The organism is Cupriavidus sp. CP313, from assembly GCF_054072015.1.
The window spans coordinates 58308-77635 of the sequence record NZ_JBSVZB010000016.1 but is presented as its reverse complement, the minus strand read 5'-3'; the positions used below and the strand labels follow the sequence as shown (position 1 = coordinate 77635).

19 protein-coding genes are annotated in these 19328 nt (G+C 62.8%); 12 read left to right on the top strand and 7 right to left on the bottom strand.

What is annotated here, in order from left to right:
- Window position 1: 1 nt before the first annotated feature.
- Window positions 2-913, bottom strand: a complete 912-nt coding sequence (locus ACW4E8_RS21395; protein ID WP_456806375.1) for a LysR family transcriptional regulator — start codon at window positions 911-913, stop codon at window positions 2-4.
- A gap of 113 nt (window positions 914-1026) precedes the next feature.
- On the opposite strand from ACW4E8_RS21395, the gene ACW4E8_RS21390 reads away from it, so the two are divergent.
- Genes ACW4E8_RS21390 through ACW4E8_RS21360 form a run of 7 tightly spaced genes read left to right on the top strand, consistent with a single transcriptional unit; the run spans window position 1027 to window position 7023 of the window.
- A complete protein-coding gene (locus ACW4E8_RS21390; protein WP_456806374.1) occupies window positions 1027-2001 on the top strand; it encodes a Bug family tripartite tricarboxylate transporter substrate binding protein in 975 nt (324 codons plus the stop codon).
- 16 nt (window positions 2002-2017) lie between these two features.
- Window positions 2018-2542 (top strand): GlcG/HbpS family heme-binding protein, encoded by a 525-nt coding sequence (locus tag ACW4E8_RS21385; protein WP_456806373.1) that lies wholly within the window; start codon window positions 2018-2020, stop codon window positions 2540-2542.
- A gap of 55 nt (window positions 2543-2597) precedes the next feature.
- On the top strand, window positions 2598-3323 hold the full coding sequence (locus ACW4E8_RS21380; protein WP_456806372.1) for an RraA family protein: 726 nt from the start codon (window positions 2598-2600) through the stop codon (window positions 3321-3323).
- A gap of 13 nt (window positions 3324-3336) precedes the next feature.
- Complete coding sequence (locus ACW4E8_RS21375; protein WP_456806371.1) at window positions 3337-4341, top strand: D-2-hydroxyacid dehydrogenase family protein; 1005 nt, start codon at window positions 3337-3339, stop codon at window positions 4339-4341.
- Between the two features lie 18 nt (window positions 4342-4359).
- Complete coding sequence (locus ACW4E8_RS21370; protein WP_456806370.1) at window positions 4360-5337, top strand: Bug family tripartite tricarboxylate transporter substrate binding protein; 978 nt, start codon at window positions 4360-4362, stop codon at window positions 5335-5337.
- A 26-nt stretch (window positions 5338-5363) separates the two neighbouring features.
- Complete coding sequence (locus ACW4E8_RS21365; protein ID WP_456806369.1) at window positions 5364-6152, top strand: SDR family NAD(P)-dependent oxidoreductase; 789 nt, start codon at window positions 5364-5366, stop codon at window positions 6150-6152.
- Between the two features lie 52 nt (window positions 6153-6204).
- Window positions 6205-7023, top strand: a complete 819-nt coding sequence (locus ACW4E8_RS21360) for a transporter substrate-binding domain-containing protein (protein WP_456806368.1) — start codon at window positions 6205-6207, stop codon at window positions 7021-7023.
- A gap of 467 nt (window positions 7024-7490) precedes the next feature.
- On the opposite strand, the gene ACW4E8_RS21355 is transcribed toward ACW4E8_RS21360, so the two are convergent.
- Entirely contained in the window at window positions 7491-8987 is a 1497-nt protein-coding gene (locus ACW4E8_RS21355) for a CoA-acylating methylmalonate-semialdehyde dehydrogenase (protein ID WP_456806367.1), read from the bottom strand.
- Window positions 8988-9029: 42 nt separating this feature from the next.
- Entirely contained in the window at window positions 9030-10313 is a 1284-nt protein-coding gene (locus tag ACW4E8_RS21350) for an aminotransferase class III-fold pyridoxal phosphate-dependent enzyme (protein ID WP_456806468.1), read from the bottom strand.
- 164 nt (window positions 10314-10477) lie between these two features.
- On the opposite strand from ACW4E8_RS21350, the gene ACW4E8_RS21345 reads away from it, so the two are divergent.
- Entirely contained in the window at window positions 10478-11383 is a 906-nt protein-coding gene (locus ACW4E8_RS21345) for a LysR family transcriptional regulator (RefSeq protein WP_456806366.1), read from the top strand.
- 230 nt (window positions 11384-11613) lie between these two features.
- Window positions 11614-12012: a nuclear transport factor 2 family protein gene (locus ACW4E8_RS21340; protein WP_456806365.1), complete on the top strand. Its 399-nt coding sequence runs from the start codon at window positions 11614-11616 to the stop codon at window positions 12010-12012.
- A gap of 327 nt (window positions 12013-12339) precedes the next feature.
- Here ACW4E8_RS21340 and ACW4E8_RS21335 read toward each other — a convergent pair whose 3' ends face one another.
- Window positions 12340-13281, bottom strand: a complete 942-nt coding sequence (locus ACW4E8_RS21335) for a LysR family transcriptional regulator (RefSeq protein WP_456806364.1) — start codon at window positions 13279-13281, stop codon at window positions 12340-12342.
- A 99-nt stretch (window positions 13282-13380) separates the two neighbouring features.
- Between ACW4E8_RS21335 and ACW4E8_RS21330 the strand changes: the two genes are divergently transcribed.
- The 3 genes from ACW4E8_RS21330 to ACW4E8_RS21320 all read left to right on the top strand — a co-directional run bounded on the left by ACW4E8_RS21330 (window position 13381) and on the right by ACW4E8_RS21320 (window position 16097).
- Window positions 13381-14877: an NAD(P)/FAD-dependent oxidoreductase gene (locus ACW4E8_RS21330; RefSeq protein ID WP_456806363.1), complete on the top strand. Its 1497-nt coding sequence runs from the start codon at window positions 13381-13383 to the stop codon at window positions 14875-14877.
- Window positions 14878-14967: 90 nt separating this feature from the next.
- Window positions 14968-15669, top strand: a complete 702-nt coding sequence (locus ACW4E8_RS21325) for an HAD-IA family hydrolase (protein WP_456806362.1) — start codon at window positions 14968-14970, stop codon at window positions 15667-15669.
- A 77-nt stretch (window positions 15670-15746) separates the two neighbouring features.
- Window positions 15747-16097 carry a cupin domain-containing protein gene (locus ACW4E8_RS21320; RefSeq protein WP_456806361.1) on the top strand — a complete coding sequence of 117 codons (351 nt, stop codon included), beginning with the start codon at window positions 15747-15749 and terminating at the stop codon, window positions 16095-16097.
- A 251-nt stretch (window positions 16098-16348) separates the two neighbouring features.
- Here ACW4E8_RS21320 and ACW4E8_RS21315 read toward each other — a convergent pair whose 3' ends face one another.
- Genes ACW4E8_RS21315 through ACW4E8_RS21305 form a run of 3 tightly spaced genes read right to left on the bottom strand, consistent with a single transcriptional unit; the run spans window position 16349 to window position 19283 of the window.
- Entirely contained in the window at window positions 16349-17515 is a 1167-nt protein-coding gene (locus ACW4E8_RS21315) for an NAD(P)/FAD-dependent oxidoreductase (protein WP_456806360.1), read from the bottom strand.
- Window positions 17512-18912, bottom strand: coding sequence for an FAD-dependent oxidoreductase (locus tag ACW4E8_RS21310; RefSeq protein ID WP_456806359.1), 1401 nt, complete (start codon window positions 18910-18912; stop codon window positions 17512-17514). Before ACW4E8_RS21310 ends, ACW4E8_RS21315 begins: the two co-directional genes overlap by 4 nt.
- Complete coding sequence (locus ACW4E8_RS21305) at window positions 18909-19283, bottom strand: (2Fe-2S)-binding protein (protein ID WP_456806358.1); 375 nt, start codon at window positions 19281-19283, stop codon at window positions 18909-18911. Before ACW4E8_RS21305 ends, ACW4E8_RS21310 begins: the two co-directional genes overlap by 4 nt.
- Between the last annotated feature and the right edge of the window lie 45 nt (window positions 19284-19328).

Genomic DNA, 19328 nt, shown 5'->3' with positions numbered 1-19328 from the left:
CCTATGCCGTCACGGCGGACGAGAACGTCAAGGCTTCCTGCTCGATCGTTTCGATCAAGGCTTCGGCCGCCGGAGAGAGCGAACTCGCGCCGCGGTGGATGAGGAACACTTCGCGTTCGATCACGGGATTGTCCAGCCGTTTCCAGGCGATTTGGCTTTGATCAGCCAGGACGGTCGCAGAGCCCGGAACGATCGCCACGCCGAGGCCGGCCTTGACCAGCCCGATCAGCGTGCCGACGTAGGTCGCCTCGAAGACAGGTTCGCCTTCCAGACCGGCAGCGATCAGTCCACTGTCGGCGAGTTCTCTCAGCACGCTGCCACGGGGCAACGCCAGCAAGGGCATGTCCCGTAGATCGGACCAGTTTAGTTGGGGCTTGCCAGCCAGCGCATGGCCGATGGGAAAGACCGCGGCGAGCGGTTCACGGAACAATACGGTGGCGTGCAGACCGTCGGGAGTCGAGCCGAATGTCCCGATGCCAACGTCCGCCGCGGAATTCGCCACCTGCGGAAGTACCTGATCGGGTAGCGAGTCCTTGAGCAGCAGCTCGATGCCGGGGTAGCGCGATCGGAACGCGGCAATCACTCTCGGGACAAACGTGCTGGACAGAACCAGCGGCGCGGTCAGCACCACGCGGCCACGCCGCTTTGCCACCAGCTCGCCCACGTTCGTGACCACGTGGTTGAGGTCTCCGAGAATACGTTCCGCCCCGGCAAAGAGATCTTGTCCGACCTCCGTCAGTGCCACCGAGCGTGTGGAGCGGTCCAGCAATTTGGCATTGAGGGCTTCCTCGAGATCGCGGACCAGCAGACTCACACTTGACTGGGTGAGATGCATGGACTCCGCCGCCTTGGTGAAGCTGGCGTAGCGCGCGACCAGCACAAGCGCCTGCAGCTGCTTTAGCGTCACATTCATTGAAAAACCCAATATATTGATAGGTATAAGTCGTTTGAATTATAGATGGCGCGGGTATTAAATCCTGGCAACGGATGCCATGACACACAAGGCATCCTGCACAGGAGACAGAAATGCTACGCCGTGCCCTTATCTGTGGCCTTTCCACGGCCTTTGCACTGGCTTGTCCGGCCGGTGCAATGGCGGAACAGGCTTTTCCCGATCGACCCATCAAGCTCACCGTCGGATTCGCCGCGGGCAGCTCAACGGACGTCGTGTCGCGCATCGTGGCGAAACGCGCGGGGGAAATACTCAAACAGCCGGTGATAGTCGACAACCGTCCCGGTGCGAGCAGTTCCGCGGCGGCCCGTGCCGTCGCCGCGTCGCCGCCTGACGGCTACACGCTGTTCGTCGTGACGGTGGCCAATGCGATCAATGCGAACTCGCGCGGCACCGTGGGCGTGGACCTGCCCAAATCGTTTGTACCCATCACGCTCCTTGGCCGCGTGCCGAACGTGCTGGTCGTCCATCCCTCCCTTAATGCCAAGTCTTTGCAGGACTTCATCTCGCTGGCGAAATCGAAGCCCGGTCAACTGAGCTACGCGTCGTCTGGCATTGGTACCTCGCCGCACCTGGCAGCGCTGCTGTTCGACAAGGTTGCCGGGGTGGAAATGCTCCACGTTCCCTACAAGGGAAGCTCCGAAGCCATGACGGATCTGCTTGCCGGACGGGTCAACGTCATGTTCGCACCGGCGTCGACTGTGATGCGCTATGTCAACGATGGCAAGTTGACCGCATTGGCCACGGCCGGTGCGCATCGCTCGCCAGCAGCACCGAAGCTCGCAACGCTGGCTGAGCTTGGACTTCGCAACTTTGAATCGTCGGTATGGTTCGGCGTTGTCGCGCCCGCAGGCACACCGGCAGCCGTGCAAACGAAACTTGCTGCGGCATTCCACGAAGCGCTTAAGTCAGAGGACGTGAAGGCGCAGTTGGGGACGCAAGGGTTTGAAGTGGAGGGCATGGCGCCGCAAGCCTTTGCGAAATACATGCTGGAAGAGACGGACAAATGGGGACGCGTCATGAAGGACGCCGGTATCAAGCTCAACTAAGGAAGAGAGAGTCGCAATGGAAAAGCTCACAGCACTGGAGTGCCGGGAATTCATCAAGGTTGTGGTCGAAAAGGCCACCGAGATGCGGGTTCCCATCACCGTGGCGGTGGTTGGTCCGGAGGGCCACCTGATCGCGCTTGAACGAATGGACGACGCCGGCTTTATCACGCCGGACACCGCCAAGGCGAAGGCCTACACGGCTGCGGCTTTCCGCTCAATGAGCCCGCGCTTCCCGGATGGCCTGGTCATCCAGCAGTGGTTCAAGGAGCGCAATCCCCAGATGCTGGCAAACGCATCGGTGTTCACCAACGGCCAGGTCGTGGCCTCCGGTGGCTGCGCTCCCGTCTTCAAGAACAACGTGATGGTTGGCGCCTACGGCATCAGCGGTGGCACCTCCGACCAGGACGAAGTCATCGCACGCTATGCCCGCGCCAAAGTGGGCTGGTCGCACCTGCCGGCTGACGATGACACGCCGGATGACGTCAAAGAGCACATCAACACCATCTACGCGAAGGTCGGCCTGGGGGAGCGGAACCTGTAACACGCTCCCAAGCCTGCCAAGCCGCCAAAACCATCCTGACCTGGAGCGAGACGTAATGGAAGAAAAAAAGCTGACGGGAAAAATCGCGCGCGAGCGCATCCGTTTGATGGAGGCACCGCGTCCCGATCCGAATCTGATCGAGGGATTCAAGGAGCTCGGCCACGCGAGCGGCATTTTGTCGGACATTATGGACGAGCTCGGTATCGCGGGAGTACTACCGGCCTCGCTTTACCGGCCGACCATTGCCGACGCCTGCATCGTCGGCCCAGCGCTCACGGTACGGAACATCATGCAGCGCGAGCATGCCTACGAGACGGCCAGGGCTCACGTCAACAAGATGGCTGAGTTTGAAGCCCACAACCTGGCCCATCGCGGCGATGTGCTGGTGATTGCGGGCGTCTCCGGCGTATCCAATATTGGCGGTATTTCGGCGCAGACGGGCAAGCGTCAAGGCGAGGCTGGCGCCATTGTCAGCGGCGGTATTCGAGACGTCGACCATTCGCGCAGCGTGGGATATCCGGTATGGTCCACCGAAATCACGCCGATTACCGGCAAGTGGCGAATTGAAACCGTCGAAATCAACGGCGACATCGAACTACACGGCGTTCGCGTGTCCCCGGGCGATATTGTCTTCGCCGACGAAACCGGTATCTGTTTCATCCCCCAGGCGCGCGCTGCCGAGGTGCTGGAATTGGCCAGGAAAAAATTCGAGGCAGAACAGAGAAAATGCGCACTGATTGACCGCGGCACGCCGGTCCCCGATTTGCCGAGCAACGCATGACCGGAGGCAGGGCATGAAGATCGCGATTCTGGATGATTACTCGAATATCGTGCCGCAGCTTCAGTGTTTCAGGCTGCTGCAAGACCACGAGGTAACGGTCCATACCGACTACGTAAACGATCTGGACCAGCTCGCGCAGCGGCTGCGTGGCGTGGAAGCGCTGGTGCTGCTGCGCGAACGCACTCCCGTGGGCGAGGCGTTGCTGTCCAGGCTGCCCGACCTGAAGCTGATCAGCCAGAACGGGCACGTGCCGCACATTGATATCGAGGCTTGTACGCGACATGGCGTCGTGGTCAGCTCCACTTTGACTGCGCGACCGTCGTATGCGGCGGCCGAGCTGACCTGGGGCCTGATCCTCGCCGCAACCCGTCACATTCCATATGAAGTGCAGGCCCTGAAGCAGGGGCGATGGCAGAGCACGATCGGCCGCGGCCTGCGGGGGCGGACGCTTGGCATCCTTGGCTATGGCCGCATCGGCAAGGTGATCGGCCAGTATGCGCGCGCCTTCGAAATGAACGTCCTGGTGTGGGGGCGCGAGCGCAGCCGGGCGCAGGCCAGCGAGGACGGACACATGGTTGCGCAGAGCCGGGAACAGTTATTCCGGGAATCAGACGTCTTGTCGCTACACGTTCGCCTCACGCCTGAAACGCGGGGTAGCGTGACGGCGTCGGACCTCCAGTTGATGAAGCCGACGTCTTTGCTGGTGAACACCAGTCGAGCGGAGCTCATCGCCGCTGGGGTACTCGCCACCGCGCTGCGGGCGGGCCGGCCCGGCCTGGCAGCCGTCGACGTGTTCGAGCAAGAACCGGCCCTGGATGCTGACGATCCGCTGCGGCAATTGCCCAACGCGATCTGCACACCGCATCTCGGCTACGTCGAGATGGACAACCATGAGACGGCGTATGGCAACGCATTCAGGCAAATCCTTGCTTACGCCGATGGGGCGCCCATCGCCGTTCACAATCCCGACGCCGCCAAGGGCTTCGAATCGATTCAATTGGCGCATTCGTCTCACTAAAGGCAGGGGAGAGTCGTCATGATTCGTCGCAATTTGCTGAAGCTGTGCGCCATCGTGCCTTGTTGTCTTATTGCGGTGTCCGGGGCGCTGGCACAGGACCCGGTCTTTCCGTCAAAGCCCGTGCGCGTCATCGTCCCGTTCACCGCAGGGGGAAGTCCGGATCTGCTTGCGCGAACCGTTGGGCAAAAACTGACGGAAATGTGGGGGCAGCCGGTGGTGGTGGAAAACTATCCCGGTGCCGGGGGGGCGGTCGGCGCGAGGATGGTGGCTCGCGCACCAGCAGACGGTTATACCTGGCTTGTCGCTCCGAACAGCGTACTCGTCTTTGCTCCGCTGATTGGGCCGGTACCGTATGACGCGCAGAAGGACTTTGCGCCGATTGGCATGGGGATTTCGGTCCAGAACCTTCTGGTCGTGAATCCATCCCTTCCGGTCCACAACGTGCCTGAGCTGCTGGCGTTGGCAAAGTCCAGGCCAAACGAGCTCACTTATGCATCGGGGGGCGCGGGATCGCCACAGAACTTCTCGTTGGAGTTGCTGAAAAGCATGACCGGCACGTCGATCCGGCACATCCCGTACAAAGGCTCCCAGGCTGCACTGACCGATCTGCTTGGCGGGCGCGTCGACGTTTTCCTGAGCCAGGCCAATTCGCTGATTCCGATGATCAAGGCCGGAAAGCTGCGTTTGCTCGCGGGCACAGGCGCGAAGCGATACCAGTCCTTTCCCAATGTTCCTGCGGTAGCCGAGACCGTTCCAGGCTATTCCGTGGATATTTGGTCCGGCTTCGTCGCACCAAAGGGCACGCCAGCGATGGTGATCGAAAAGGCGAACGCAGATCTGCAGAAGGTACTTGCGATGAAGGACGTGCAGGCCGTCTTTGAGGCCCAGGGCCTCGAAGCACGCCCCAGTTCTCCACAGGAAATGGCAACAATCATCAACAACGACACAGCCAGGTGGGCGAAGGTCGTCAAGGAAGCCAACATCAAGGCCGAGTGATTCTTAAATCAATACGGAGTAATGATATGGATCTCAATCTGAAAGACAAGGTTGTCATCATCACAGGCGGAAGCCGGGGGATCGGCCTGGCGTGCGCGCACGCTTTCGCGGCTGAGGGTGCCAGGGTTGGCATTATTTCCCGCAACCCGGACGGGTTGCGCGCTGCAGTGGATGCCCTGAGCCAGGCGGGACACGCAGTGGTCGCAGAGCCTGCCGACCTGCAGGACCCTGACAGCGCGGAAGCTGCGTTCCGAACGATCGAGGGCCGGCTGGGCCCGGTCGATGTTCTGGTTAACTCCGCTGGCGGCGCAAAGCGCGTAGTGCCTGCGGAACTGAACGCCGGGGCCTGGCGAGCTGCAATGGATGCGAAGTACTTCACGTACATGCACGCGATCGACGCAGCGTTGAAGACCATGGTGGCGCGCCGTCAGGGCGCCATTGTCAACATCATTGGTACGGGCGGGAAGATTGCCAGTCCGCTCCATCTGCCTGGAGGCGCCGCGAATGCTGCGCTGATGCTGGTCTCGTCGGGACTCGCCAATGCATGGGGCAAACACAACATCCGCGTCAATGCCATTAATCCCGGCGCCACCTATACCGACCGGGTCAAGAATGCACTCGAGACCGAATCCAGGCTTACCGGAAAGTCCGAGGCTGAGCTTCTGAAAGCGAACGAGGAACGGATTCCGCTCGGCAGATATGCCCACCCGGAAGAAGTTGCGCGGACTGCGTTGTTCCTCGCGTCGGATTGCGCAAGCTACGTGACTGGCGCGCTGGTTACCATGGATGGTGCTCTCAATCCGATGGTGGTTTGAGCGCAAGCATGTCGGCTCACTTTCCCCATTCCATTTCAACTGGAGAACCGTTATGCCGATCATTCAAAACGCAACGAAGGCGCTCCGGCGCTTGCGTGCGCTGCTGGTTTTGGCAGCAATACCAACCGGCAACGCCACCGCAGCCAATGCCACGCTCGCGCCAACAGGGACCCTGAGAGCCGCCTACATCGTCGCGAACGTCGCCCAGGCGCGACACGATGCTGTCACCGGTACCTTCACCGGCGTGGCCGCGGACATAACACGCGAATTGGGCCGCAAGGCTAACGTATCTGTCACGATCATGCCGCTTCCTACCGCCGCGTCAGTGCTGGAGGCAGTCAAGAATGACAGCGCGGATATCGGCTTTGTGGCGCCGAATCGTGATCGTTCAGGCGTTCTCTTTTCGCAAACGTATGTGCTGGTACAGCAGAGCGCATTGGTCCGGGCAGACTCGCCGCTTGTGTCAGTCAAAGACCTCGACCGGCCCGGCCGGACGATTGGGGTGAACACGGATGACACGGTTGGCGTCTGGTTGCAGCAGCATTTGAAGTTCGCCAGGGTGCGCGCCACATCGGACTATACGATGCAGGAGCCTTTCCGCTGGCTCCGTGAGGGAACCGTTGACGCTTTCGCCGGCGGTCGCCAACGCCTGGCATCCCGTGCGGGCAATGAGCCGCAACTGCGCATGTTGCCCGACAACTTGTTCGGTGTCGCGCAGAGTATTGCGGTCCCCTCGAATCGGCCGGAGCGGTTGGCGTTGATCAACACGGCCCTTGATGCCATGCGTGAGGACGGATTCCTTGCCGATTCAGTGAGGCGAAGCGGCATCGATGGCCTTGCGGTAGCACGTGCGGAGATGCCGAAGCCTTGACAGTTGGCTCCAGCGCGGCCGCAACACCGCCCTGTGCCTGTCCTCCGGGCCAAGCCCCGCACTGACTGAGCTGATCAGAGCAGCACATGCCTTCGGTCAAGAGCAGGCCGGATTCAGACTTTCGCTGCTCAGGTTCCAAACTCAGACACCAACAGCTTCACGGCATGTGAAGCGATCCCCCTCATCTCGTCTTGCGAGACCTCATTGGTGGCCTGCTACCCACCGCGGGAAGTTCGGCGGCCAGTGCCTGTTGGATGGTGCGCGCGATCAGGTTCCAATAATACCACCGCCCAAAACTATGACTTTCATGGCTTGCTGCTGATGAGGATTGTTCCACGGCAAGAACGACGCCGTTTGATAGCCGATCGCGAGCTGGATAGCCGAGTACCACCGCTTATTGCCTGTCGCGGGCAACGAGGGTGGAGGCGAAAACTGGGCCTTGCGGCCCTAGCTTCGCCTCCTACGCGTTAGCTGTTGCTCGGGAACGCGAATTGCGCCTTCTCGGTGCTCTCGCGCTTGGGCCAGCGCTGGGTGATTGCCTTGCGACGGGTGTAGAAACGCACGCCGTCCGGGCCGTAGGCATGGAGGTCACCGAACAGGGAACGCTTCCAGCCACCGAAGCTGTGGTAAGCCACGGGCACCGGCAGCGGAACATTGACGCCAACCATGCCTACTTCGATTTCGTCGCAGAAGATGCGAGCAGATTCACCATCGCGCGTGAAGATGCACGTCCCGTTGCCGTACTCGTGGGCGTTGATGAGCTGCATCGCTTCCTGAAGGCTCTTGACGCGCACGATGCATAGTACCGGTCCGAAGATCTCATCCTTATAGATGGTCATGTCGGTGCTGACGTTGTCGAACAGCGTGCCGCCCAGGAAGTAGCCATTCTCGTGGCCAGCCACTTTGAAGCCGCGACCATCAACCAGCAGTTTGGCGCCGGCGGATTCACCCGCTGCAATGTATCCGGTCACTCGTTCGAGTGCGGCAGCCGTGATCAGAGGACCCATATCCAGCCCACACGAGGTACCCGGGCCAATCTTGAGCGCCTGAATCTGCGGAACAACCTTCTGGATGAGTGCGTCGGCAATCTCGTCTCCGACACACACGGCAACCGAGATTGCCATGCATCGCTCGCCGCAGGAGCCATAGGCAGCGCCCATCAGTGCGTTGACGGCGCTGTTCAGGTCAGCGTCCGGCATGAAGACGGCATGGTTCTTTGCGCCGCCAAGAGCCTGGACACGCTTGCCGCGCTTCGTGCCTTCGGAATAGATGTACTCCGCAATCGGCGTGGACCCGACAAAGCTCAGAGCCTTGACGTCGGGATGCTCAATCAGCGCATCGACTGCTTCCTTGTCGCCGTTGACCACATTAAGGACGCCCTTGGGCAGGCCCGCCATGTAAAAGAGCTCGGCGATCATGAGCGTCGAGCTGGGGTCACGCTCGGACGGTTTCAGTACAAAGGTGTTGCCGCAAGCGATGGCAAGCGGGTACATCCACAGCGGCACCATCGCCGGGAAGTTGAACGGAGTGATGCCGGCAACCACGCCCAGCGGTTGGAAGTCACTCCAGGCGTCGATGTTCGGGCCTACGTTGCGGTTGTATTCGCCCTTGAGCAGTTCGGGAGCCCCGCACGCGTACTCCACGTTCTCGATGCCGCGCTTGAGTTCGCCGGCAGCGTCTTCGATGGTCTTGCCGTGTTCCTGGCTGATGAGCTCGACGATGGCCTTTTCGTTCTCCTCCAGCAATTGCTTGAAGCGGAACAGCACCTGCGCCCGCTTCGCCGGGGGCGTATTGCGCCATGCCGGGAATGCTGCCTTGGCGGTCAGGATGGCCTGCCTCAGGGTGGCGGAATCTGCCAGGACAATCTGACCGGTGACTTCGCCGGTGGACGGGTTGTAGACCGACGAGGGGCGGCCTTCGCCTACGATACGCTCGCCATTAATGAAATGCGGGATGGTGTTCATACTGAATTGGGAGTTGCTGAAAAGGCTGGGGCCCGAATTGCCTCAGGCAAGGGTCTCGATGACAGAGCCGACGGCGTCAAACATGACGTCGAGCTCGTTGGTCGTGGTGTTAAACGCCGGACCAAACTGGAGCGTGTCGCCGCCAAAGCGGACGTAGAAGCCCTTCCTCCACAGCGCAAGGCCGGCCTCAAACGGGCGGATGGTCGCGTCACCGTCGCGCGGAGCCAGCTGGATCGCTCCGGCCAGGCCGCAGTTGCGGATGTCGACGACGTGCTTTGCACCGCGGATGCCGTGAATTGCTTGCTCGAAATGGGGAGCCAGGTCGGCAGCCTTCTGAATCAGGCTCTCACGCTTGAGCAGGTCCAGCGTAGCCAGGCCAGCGGCGCAAGCGACGGGGTGGGCTGAGTACGTGTAGCCGTGTGCGAACTCGACGGCATGCTGCGGAGCCGACTGGTTCATAAACGTCTCGTAGATTTCGCTCGACGCGATGACCGCGCCCATGGGGATTGCGCCGTTGGTCAGCTGCTTTGCGACATTCATCAGGTCGGGGGTGACGCCGAAGAACTCCGCTCCGGTCGCCTCGCCCATGCGGCCGAATCCCGTGATGACCTCATCGAAAATCAGCAAGATGCCGTGCTGGTCGCAGATTTCGCGCAGACGCTGGAGGTAACCCTTGGGAGGAACAATGACGCCGGCGGAACCCGACATCGGCTCCACAATGACGGCCGCGATGTTCGATGCGTCGTGCAGTTCGATGAGCTTGAGCAGCTCGTTGGCAAGCTCGACGCCGCCGGTCTCGGCCTGGCCCTTGGTGAACGCACAATCTGCCTGGAGCGTGTGCGGCAGGTGGTCCACGTCCATCAGCTGACCAAACGTCTTCCTGTTGCCACCGATGCCCCCCAGGCTCGTGCCTGCGACGTTCACGCCGTGATAGCCGCGGGCTCGGCCAATGAGCTTGGTCTTTGCCGGCTGGCCCTTCAACCTCCAGTATGCGCGCGCCATCTTCACGGCCGTATCGGCACATTCCGAGCCGGAGTTGGTGTAGAAGACGTGCTTCAGGTTGCCAGGCATCATGTCCACGATGCGCTCGGCGAGTGTGAACGACAGCGGGTGGCCGAACTGGAATGCAGGCGCATAGTCCAGGGTTCCCAACTGGCTTGCCACGGCTTCTTGAATCTCTTTCCGGCTATGGCCGGCACCGCACGTCCACAGACCCGACAACCCGTCGAAGACCTTGCGACCATCGGCGTCAATCAGGTAACGCCCCTCAGCTGCGACGATCAGACGCGGGGCCTGAAGAAAGCTGCGGTTCGCGCTGAACGGCATCCAGTGAGCGCTGAGGTTCAGCTCGTTTTTTTTCTTGAGGGCGTGGGCGGTAGAGGGGTTCACGGAGGCTTCCTTTGAAGAGGGTCTACATGCTGGAGTGTGGTCGTTTCCTTGTGTGAGTAAAATACAATTCTTCTCACGATTACTTATTGATTTACTCACCTATGAAGAAGCTTCCGCTTTCACAGGTCACGGACTTCGACCTCCGGCTACTCCGGGTTTTTCGGACGGTTGCAGAAGTAGGTAGCTTCACTGCCGCGGAAAGTACGTTAGGAATCACACGGTCGGCGATTAGCCTTCATATGAGTGACCTTGAGAAACGGCTCGGCGTCCGGCTGTGCCAACGCGGGCGCGCGGGATTTGCTCTAACGGACGAAGGGCGCGAGGTACTCCGGGCAGGGGAGGCCGTGCTTGCCGCCATCGAAGGCTTCCGCACCGAGGTGAATCAGTTGCATCAGAGCCTTCGCGGAGAACTCAACATTGGGCTCATGAACAACCTGGTGACGCAGCCGAAGATGCGCATCACGGACGCCCTGAAGGCGATCCGGCGCCAGAGTGATGGCGTGCGCATCAATATCAGCATGAGTACGCCTAGCGAGATTGAGCGAGGTCTGCTGGATGGCCGTCTACATGTTGGGGCCTTGCCAATGCTCACCACCCTCTCAACGCTGGACTACAGTCCGTTGTACGAAGAGCGCTCACAGCTCTATTGCAGTCGAAACCATCGACTGTTTGCGTCGGCGAAGAAGGTGTCCGTGGCCGACTTGCGAGAGGAGCTGGCCGTGGCGCCGAGCTATCGTATGAGTCCTGAGGCCATGCAATTGCACCAGGACTTGAATTGCGCGGCAACGGCGACGGACCGCGAAGGCATTGCTTTTTTGATTCTCACGGGTGAGTATATTGGCTTCCTGCCGGACCATTTCGCCGCAACTTGGGTGGAGAAGGGCATGCTCGCAACGCTGGCCCCCAAAGCGATGCACTTCGTAGTGACACTCGGCGTCGCGACGCGGAAGGGCCGAAGGAAAAATCTGATCGTGGACCGATTTCTAGACGTCTTGCTTCAGAACTGACGCCTCTGGATGCCCAATCATGTGGCGCCGCATGATATCTTGCAACAGCAAGAATGGTCCTTGATGGCAAAGCACAAATTACCCAAAGCACTGCCTGCATAGATGAAGCAGGTCATCATCGATGCCGCGCTGGAGGTGCCGGCCAGTAAGGGTCACTCGATCGCAACGTGCCGGAGAATTGCCGGCTGTTGGTCTCCCGTGCGTTTTCAACGAATGATCGGAGGATTGCTGTGGTCACACCACCGGAAGCGCTATACACGCAGCAAGTTCGCGCCTACCTCGGGTTGTTGGAGCGCGGTGATGTCGCTGCCATCTGTGCGTTGTTCACACCGGATGCGCGGATTTTCTCGCCGTTTCTCGGCTGGATGGCGCCTGCGCCATTCTTTGCCAAAGTCAGTGAAGCGTCAGGCCGCAGCACGATTACGCCCATCGACGTCTGTGTGAGCACGACAGGAGCTCGACGTGCGACTGGTTACTTTATCTACGACTGGATGTTGAAAGACGGATCCGCTGTGCGCTTCGAATGTGTCGACGTGTTCGAGTTCGACGTGAACGGACTGATCGAGCGGATGGTCATCGTCTACGATACACATCCGATCCGTAGTACGGTCGGCGATAAATACGCGTAGTGGGACGCCGGACGACAGCGAGGATCGATGCCGCGTCCGGCGTCTGCAGCGGGTAGGCGTGTGCTGTCAGGGGGCAGCCGGCCCTTGAATGTCGATTGCGAAGGGACCGCCAACGGCCGAATCTGGGCCGAACCGTAGCCGTTAGCTGGTTCGTCAGTGAAAGTGCATTTGGCGCCGCAAGCAGCGCGAGCCATGCGATAGCGAGACGACCAAAGCTGGAGCACCGCCAGGTAGCCTAAAAGCATCCATGGATAGCCTGCGCCCTGGGTTGCCGCCTCCTGCTCAGTTGTGCGGTCTTGCCTTCGACCACCACCAACCAGAGCCTCACTACGGCGTGCGCCTCGAGAGCTTCAACAGACCGAGGCCGGGATACATGCGGTCGATATCCTTCAGATCCTGATACGTTTCCTCGAGGATCCAGTCGCGCAGTCTGGTGACGGTGGGGCGGGGAGAGGGGTTCGCCTGTTGCACCAGACAACATTGCCTGTTCGCAACATGGACCTGCTCGATAGCCGGCACCAGCGCACCCAGCCTCATCCAATGGGTGACAACGTTGAGCCAGCCCGGCGCAATGCCCTGGCCGAGCATTGCTGTCTGCACGACGATCGAGTAGTCGGAGAAGTTCAGGTTGTACAAGTCCCGGCTGCGTTGACCGAGCTCGGGGAAGAGCGTCGGCCAGTCCCGGTTGCTGTCGGTCAGGTTGATGAGCACATCGCTGTCGCGGCCGGTATCGTCCCGGTATGCCGGGCTGCATAGCGGCAGGATGATTTCCGGCATCAGCAGCACGCTGTTCGACGGTGCTTCACCGGGGGAGAAAAAGCGCAGCCCCAGGTCGACGTCATGCATCGGCCCGCCCACCTTGCCGGAGATCAGCTGGAACCGCAGGTCGACGCCGGGGAAGTCCCGCCGCAGCTTCTCCATGCGCGGCATGATCCAGTGCGTCGTAAAGGCCGTTGAAACGGAGAGCGTGACGGTCTCCATTCCTGTTGCGCGCGCTTCAATCTCGCTGATCGACGCCTGGATGACGTTGAAGCCTTCGGTGATGGCGCGATGTAGCAGGCGGCCATTCTCAGTCAGTTCGACACCGCCGCGTACCCGATCGAACAACTGCACGCCCATGCGGTCTTCCATGCGCGCCAGCATCCGGCTGACAGCCGGCTGGCTGACATAGAGCTCGGCGGCAGCTTTGGTCAGGCTGCCACACCGCCCGGCGGCCTCGAAAACGAACAGGGCGTTCGCGCTGGGAAGTTTTCGCCGGAAATCTGCCATAACCTCAGATTATGTTCGCCCCAACAATTAGGAAGTTGTCGTGCTGGCGGGGGCTCCCTACACTTTGTGCATCGTACAACGGATTATCGGAGCAATGCCGTGTCTGTGCGTCACATGGGGTTATCGGCGGTCGATTTTTCCGGCGAGAAGAGAGGCGAGGCCTTCGTCACCAAGCCTATTACATTGAGCGTCAGCACGGTCCGGCAAGAACCGGCGCAAGCATCACCCGGCCCCGGCGAATCGGGGAACGTTCTCATCACCCGAAATGGCATCCTGTCAGATCGCACCCGGTCGGGAGAGCATGTCTCTGCTGACAGCTATTGGCACGATGGCATTGCCCCGTTCCCGACCTCGGCGTCTGAGCTGCCGGCCAAAGTCGACGTAGCGATCGTCGGCGCCGGCTTCTGCGGCTTGTCCGCGGCCCTGGCGCTGGCCAGGCAAGGGGCGAATGTCGTGGTCCTGGAAGCGCAGGATTCCATTGCAGCGGAAGCGTCCGGCCGCAACGGCGGCCATGTCAACAACGGCCTGGCCGTCGACTACGCCACGCTTGCCGCGCGCGTGGGCGCCGACCAGGCGCGCGAGTGGTACCACGCGTACGACGCCGGCGTGGACGCCGTGGAGGCGCTGATTCGGGATGAGGGCATCGACTGCGATTTCGTTCGCCATGGCAAGCTCAAGCTCGCCTCGCGGCCAGAGCATTACGACATGCTGGCGCGTAGCTGCGAACAGCTCGTGAGTTCCGGCGTGGATCCGGATGTGGAGCTCCTCAGCGCAAGCCGCGTCAGGCAGGAAGTTGCCAGCGACCGCTACGCCGGCGGGCTGCTGTACCGCAAGAGCGGCCAGATGCATATGGGCCGCTTTGCCCACGGACTGGCGCAGGCAGCCGCGCGCCAGGGCGCGCAGATTCATCTGCGCACGGCCGTGGAGAAGATCGAGCGTATCGGGCAGACGCAGGGACACCGCCTGTACACGACCCGCGGAACGGTACAGGCCAATCAGGTGCTGTTGGCCACCGGCACCACGCAGCACGGCGGTTACCGCAGCTTCGGATGGATCCGCCGGCGCATCGTTCCCATCGGCAGCTTTGTCATGGCCACGGAGCCGCTGGGGCGTGCCCGCGCGCAGGCACTGCTGTCGGAGCGGCGTACCTATGTCACGACCGCGAACCTGCACAACTATTTCCGTCTCACGCCTGACGACCGTTTGCTGTTCGGCGGCCGGGCGCGCTTTACCGCCTCGCCACCGCAGTCCGATACCCGCAGCGGTGAAATCCTGCGCGCAACCATGCTGGAAGCCTTTCCGCAGCTTGCCGACGTGGCGATCACGCACTGCTGGGGCGGACTGGTCGACATGACGCAAGACCGCCTGCCGCACGCCGGCGAGCGCGACGGCCTCTACTACGCGATGGGATTCAGCGGGCACGGCACGCAGATGTCTGTGCTGATGGGCCAGCGCATGGCCCGCGTGATGGCGGGGGAGACCGAGGCCAATCCCTGGCGTACGCGCGACTGGCCGGCGATCCCGGGTCATGTGGGGCCGCCGTGGTTCCTTCCCGCCGTCGGTTTGTACTTCAAGCTCAAGGACATGGTGTCGTGAGCGACCACTAAACGCGTTTCGATGTCTGGCACCGCGGTCGCTGCCGTATGCGACCTGCTTTTTTCTCTTCTTTCCTGGTAGAGGTATTTCATGGCACTCAAAGACTTCAAGGTACTTACGTTCGACGTGGTTGGCACGCTGATTGACTTCGAGGGCGGGATGCTCGACTACTTCCGTCGCACCGTGCCCGACAGCACCATCAGCGATGAGGATTTCCTCGCCGCCTACCGCCGCACCCGCGCCGCTGACAAGACGATGTGGTATCCCGATGACCTGGAACGTTGCTGGCACCTGATGGCACAGAGCCTTGGCTTGCCGGACTCCGACGAACTCGCCCGCGGCCTGCGGGACTCTGTTGTCAACTGGAAGGCGTTCCCGGATTCGGTCGAGGCGCTGAAGCGCCTGCGCAAGCATTTCAAGCTGGTGGCGATGACCAACGCCCAGCGCTGGGCGCTGACGCACTTCGAAAAGACGCTGGACTTCCCGTTCGACGACACCGTCACCTGTGACGATGCCCTGACGGAAAAGCCCGATCCTCAGTACTTCGCCTATGCGCGTGGCCGCTATGACGGCAAATGGGGTTTCAAGCAGCAGGACAACCTTCACGTGGCGCAGAGCCAATACCACGACATCGGCATTGCGAAGAAGCTGGGGCTGAAGACCTGCTGGATCGAGCGCCGTCATGCGCAGAAGGGATTCGGCGGCACCATGGAAGTGCCGGAGCTGACCAAGCCGGACTACCACTTCCATTCGCTGGCACAACTGGCGGATGCGGTCGAGGACAACCAGTAAGGCAGTCCCATCCGGGGCGGTGTCGCACCGCCCTTGCTCGTCCCGTCTCTTTTCCCCTCTCTCGCTCCCTGATCTCCATGCCCATCACTATCATTCCGCAATCCGTGACTTGCAGCGACCTGACCGACGACGGTCCTGTCGGCAGACCGTTAAGCCAACCGCCGTGCCGCACCAGCAGCTTCAAGGTTGATCTCGAGGGGGCCGGACAGAACCGGACCGGCCTGTGGGAATGCACGGTCGGCTCCTACGAACGCCAAGTGGCGGAAGCGGAAGTCATGCACATCCTTGCCGGTGAGTGCCTGTTCACGCCGACGGGTGGCACGCCGATCCGGATCAAGGCCGGCGACACGCTGTTCTTCCCGGCGAACACGACCGGCATCTGGGAGATCCAGGGCACCCTGCGAAAGGTCTATGTGATTCTGAAATAGGCAGCACGCGAGCGGGGACGAAAGCCGCGCATCTCACGCTCGTGCATCTGACAGAGTCGCGAACTCGCGCAAACGCTCCCCTCTCCCGCGAAGTGGGAGAGGGGTGGGGGTGAGGGCTGGAGCATCAACGAAGTAACGCGCGTCGGTATTGCCAGCGCCTGCCCTCACCCCCGGCCCCTCTCCCGCAAGCGGGAGAGGGGAGAAAACCGGCGGCACGCAGGCTTTGTCAGGCTGTGTTGCGATAACCTGGATCAGCTCGTTTCCTGCAGCACTTGCTCACGAGCAAAGCGCCCGATGGCATAAGGCTCGAGCGGAATCGACGTACGGCCCGTGGCGATCAGCTCCGCCATGGTTTCGCCCACGCCCGGGCTGATCGCAAAGCCCTCGCCATTGAAGCCGAAGGCGTAGTGCAGGCCCGCCACCCTGGCGCTGGGGCCGATGACCGGCTGCCAGTCGGCGGTGTAGCCTTCGATGCCGCTCCACACGCGAATCAGTTGCACATGCTCGAAGGCCGGCACGAAGCGGCGCAGTTCGCGTAGCTGGCGCAGCACGTTGTCGGGCTTCACGTAGGCGCGAATGCGGTCGGTGTACGCCGGCCCCTTGAGGCCACCGCCGAAGACGATGTTGCCGCGCGAGATCTGGCGGAAGTACAGGCCCTCGTGCTCGATCGGCGAAGACAGACCGATGGAGGGGCCGATGGCATAGGGCAGCGGCTCGGTCACACCCATCTGCGGGCCGCGCGCGTCCAGCGGCACGGCCTCGCCGAACTGCTCGGCCATGCGGTTGGACCAGGCGCCGCATGCCACCAGCATCTGCGGTGCGCGAAAGCGCCGGCCATCGGCGGTGTGGGCGACGAAGCCATTGGCGTCGCGCTCGACCTGCATCACCTCGGCATGCTCGACGATCTGCGCGCCGGCGCGGCGCGCGGCGCGCGCGAAGGCCGGGCCGGCCAGGCGCGGGTTGGCATGGCCATCCTGCGGCGAATACGATCCCGCCACCACGCCGGGCGCGAAGATGCCCCAGCGCCGGCGCAACTGCTCCGCGCTGAAAAGCTCCAGGTCCAGCCCGAGCGGCTTCACGTCGCGCGCGTGCTGCTCGAGCACCGCGGCCTGCTGTTCGGTGTAGCACACGCGCAGGTGGCCGTACGGGACGAACTCGAGGTCTTCGCCCAGCAGTTCCTTCACACGGCCCCAGACGGCGCGTGCCTGGTTGGCCAGCGGCATCTGGTGCAGCGCGCGTCCCTGCCGGCGCACATTGCCGAAGTTGGTGCCGCTGGCCTGGCGGCCAACCAGCTCGCGTTCCAGCAGCACGACCGAGAGGCCATGCTGGCGCAGGAAGAAGGCGGTGGTGGTGCCCATCAGGCCGCCACCGAGCACCAGCACATCGGCGTCGTGTGTCTTCGTTGCCGTGCTGCTCATGCCTGCTCCTCGCGTGTATTCATCATCAAAGGTTTGACCGGTGCCTGCGCGCGCAGGCGACCAACTTGCTCGACCGGGATGCCGCAGGCCTGCGCCACGATCTCTGCCGCGGCATGGCCACAGAAGCGGCCCTGGCAGCGGCCCATGCCAACGCGGCTGAAGGCCTTGGCCCGATTGACTTCCTGGCTGTCCAGTTCGGTCACGCAGCGGCGCAGCTCGCCCACCGTCACGGCCTCGCAGCGGCATACCATCGCGGCATCGGGCAGAGCGGCGGCCTGCGCGTGCGGCCACGGGAAGGCGCGCGCCAGCCCCTGGCGGAAGCGGTCCATCTGGTCCAGCGTGCGGCGCAGGGCGGCCGATTCCGCGGCATATTGCGCGCGGCCGCGCTCATGCCCCAGGTCGGCCAGCGCCGCCAGCGCCGCGAGCCGGCCCGCGGCCTCGGCCCCATCTGCGCCGAGGATGCGCGCACCATCGCCGGCCAGGTAGACGCCGCGTGTGCTGCTGCGGCCGTCCTCATCGATGCGCGGCAGCCACTGGCGGCTCACGGGTTCGAAGGCGAACTCGCAGCGGGCGAGGTCGGCCAGTTGCGTCTCGGCGCGCAGGTGCCAGCCCAGGCCGGCGGCGTCGCACTCGAAGCGCTGCTCGCGCCCGCGCGCATCGCGCACGGCCACGGCCTGCACGCCAAGGCGGTCGTCGCCGTCGATGGCCAGCGGGGTCACGCCCTGCAGTACCGGTACGCCGGCAGACTTGAGGCCGCGGATCAGTCCGAGCCCGCGCAGCGCGAGGCGCGGGCGCGCCAGCAGCCCTGCGATGGCGCCCCAGGATTTATTAGCGGGGGACGTGTCGAGTACCGCCGCCACGCGCGCGCCGGCCTGCACGTACTGCGAGGCCACCAGGTAGAGCAGCGGCCCGCTACCGAGGAAGACGACTTGCGTACCGATGGCGCAGGCCTGTGCCTTCAGCGCGATCTGGGAAGCGCCCAGGCTGTAGCAGCCGGCGCGGTGCCAGCCGGGCACCGGCATGAGCCGGTCGGTGGCGCCGGAGCACACCAGCAGTGCGTCGAAGGGAAGCGTCTGCGGCTCGCCCTCGCGCACGACGTGCAGCTCACCTTCGGTCAGGTTCCACGCCAGGGTGTCGGGGCGATAGTCGACCTGCGCGCGCAGTGCGTCGAAGTCGCGGTGCAGCGCCTGTGCCTTGTCCGCCTCGGTGCCATAGAGCTTGGCGTATGGGCGCTTGAAGCCTTCGGGCTGGCGCCGGTAGATCTGGCCGCCGTCGCGCCGGCCTTCATCGACGACGGTTGGACGCAGCCCTGCCTGCACCAATGCCTGGGCTGCGCGTACGCCGGCGGGGCCGGTGCCGACCACGACGATGCGAGGCAATGTCGAGGGCGCGCTCATACGGTGGCTCCCGGCGCGTGGCGCTCGAGCGATTCCTGCAGGTCCTGTGTCACGGGCCAGTGGTGCGCGGGTGGCCGGGTCAGCAACTCCATGCCGGCCTCGGCAGGCGTGGAACAGGCGCGCAGGCGCTCGCCGGCGGGTGTCCACACCCAGCAGTCCTGGCAGGCTCCCATCAGGCAGAAGCCCGCGCGCGGGCCGTCGCCGAACTCGCTGTCGCGTACGCGCCGGCCATGCAGCAGCAGCGCGACCAGCACGGTGTCGCCCGCCAGCGCGGTGGTACTGCGGCCATCGATCCGCAGTGTGATGGCGGGACGGTCGGATTCTGCCAGCCGCACGAATCGCGCGGGCTGTGGATGGGCGTCGTCGTGCATAGGCGGCTCAGCGTTGGTTTGGAAACAATGATCTGACCGGACAGT

Coding starts and splice junctions, on each gene's coding strand:
- ACW4E8_RS21395 (WP_456806375.1), bottom strand. CDS start 913: ATGAATGTGACGCTAAAGCAGCTGCAGGCGCTTGTGCTGGTCGCGCGC.
- ACW4E8_RS21390 (WP_456806374.1), top strand. CDS start 1,027: ATGCTACGCCGTGCCCTTATCTGTGGCCTTTCCACGGCCTTTGCACTG.
- ACW4E8_RS21385 (WP_456806373.1), top strand. CDS start 2,018: ATGGAAAAGCTCACAGCACTGGAGTGCCGGGAATTCATCAAGGTTGTG.
- ACW4E8_RS21380 (WP_456806372.1), top strand. CDS start 2,598: ATGGAAGAAAAAAAGCTGACGGGAAAAATCGCGCGCGAGCGCATCCGT.
- ACW4E8_RS21375 (WP_456806371.1), top strand. CDS start 3,337: ATGAAGATCGCGATTCTGGATGATTACTCGAATATCGTGCCGCAGCTT.
- ACW4E8_RS21370 (WP_456806370.1), top strand. CDS start 4,360: ATGATTCGTCGCAATTTGCTGAAGCTGTGCGCCATCGTGCCTTGTTGT.
- ACW4E8_RS21365 (WP_456806369.1), top strand. CDS start 5,364: ATGGATCTCAATCTGAAAGACAAGGTTGTCATCATCACAGGCGGAAGC.
- ACW4E8_RS21360 (WP_456806368.1), top strand. CDS start 6,205: ATGCCGATCATTCAAAACGCAACGAAGGCGCTCCGGCGCTTGCGTGCG.
- ACW4E8_RS21355 (WP_456806367.1), bottom strand. CDS start 8,987: ATGAACACCATCCCGCATTTCATTAATGGCGAGCGTATCGTAGGCGAA.
- ACW4E8_RS21350 (WP_456806468.1), bottom strand. CDS start 10,313: ATGCCGTTCAGCGCGAACCGCAGCTTTCTTCAGGCCCCGCGTCTGATC.
- ACW4E8_RS21345 (WP_456806366.1), top strand. CDS start 10,478: ATGAAGAAGCTTCCGCTTTCACAGGTCACGGACTTCGACCTCCGGCTA.
- ACW4E8_RS21335 (WP_456806364.1), bottom strand. CDS start 13,281: ATGGCAGATTTCCGGCGAAAACTTCCCAGCGCGAACGCCCTGTTCGTT.
- ACW4E8_RS21325 (WP_456806362.1), top strand. CDS start 14,968: ATGGCACTCAAAGACTTCAAGGTACTTACGTTCGACGTGGTTGGCACG.
- ACW4E8_RS21320 (WP_456806361.1), top strand. CDS start 15,747: ATGCCCATCACTATCATTCCGCAATCCGTGACTTGCAGCGACCTGACC.
- ACW4E8_RS21315 (WP_456806360.1), bottom strand. CDS start 17,515: ATGAGCAGCACGGCAACGAAGACACACGACGCCGATGTGCTGGTGCTC.
- ACW4E8_RS21310 (WP_456806359.1), bottom strand. CDS start 18,912: ATGAGCGCGCCCTCGACATTGCCTCGCATCGTCGTGGTCGGCACCGGC.
- ACW4E8_RS21305 (WP_456806358.1), bottom strand. CDS start 19,283: ATGCACGACGACGCCCATCCACAGCCCGCGCGATTCGTGCGGCTGGCA.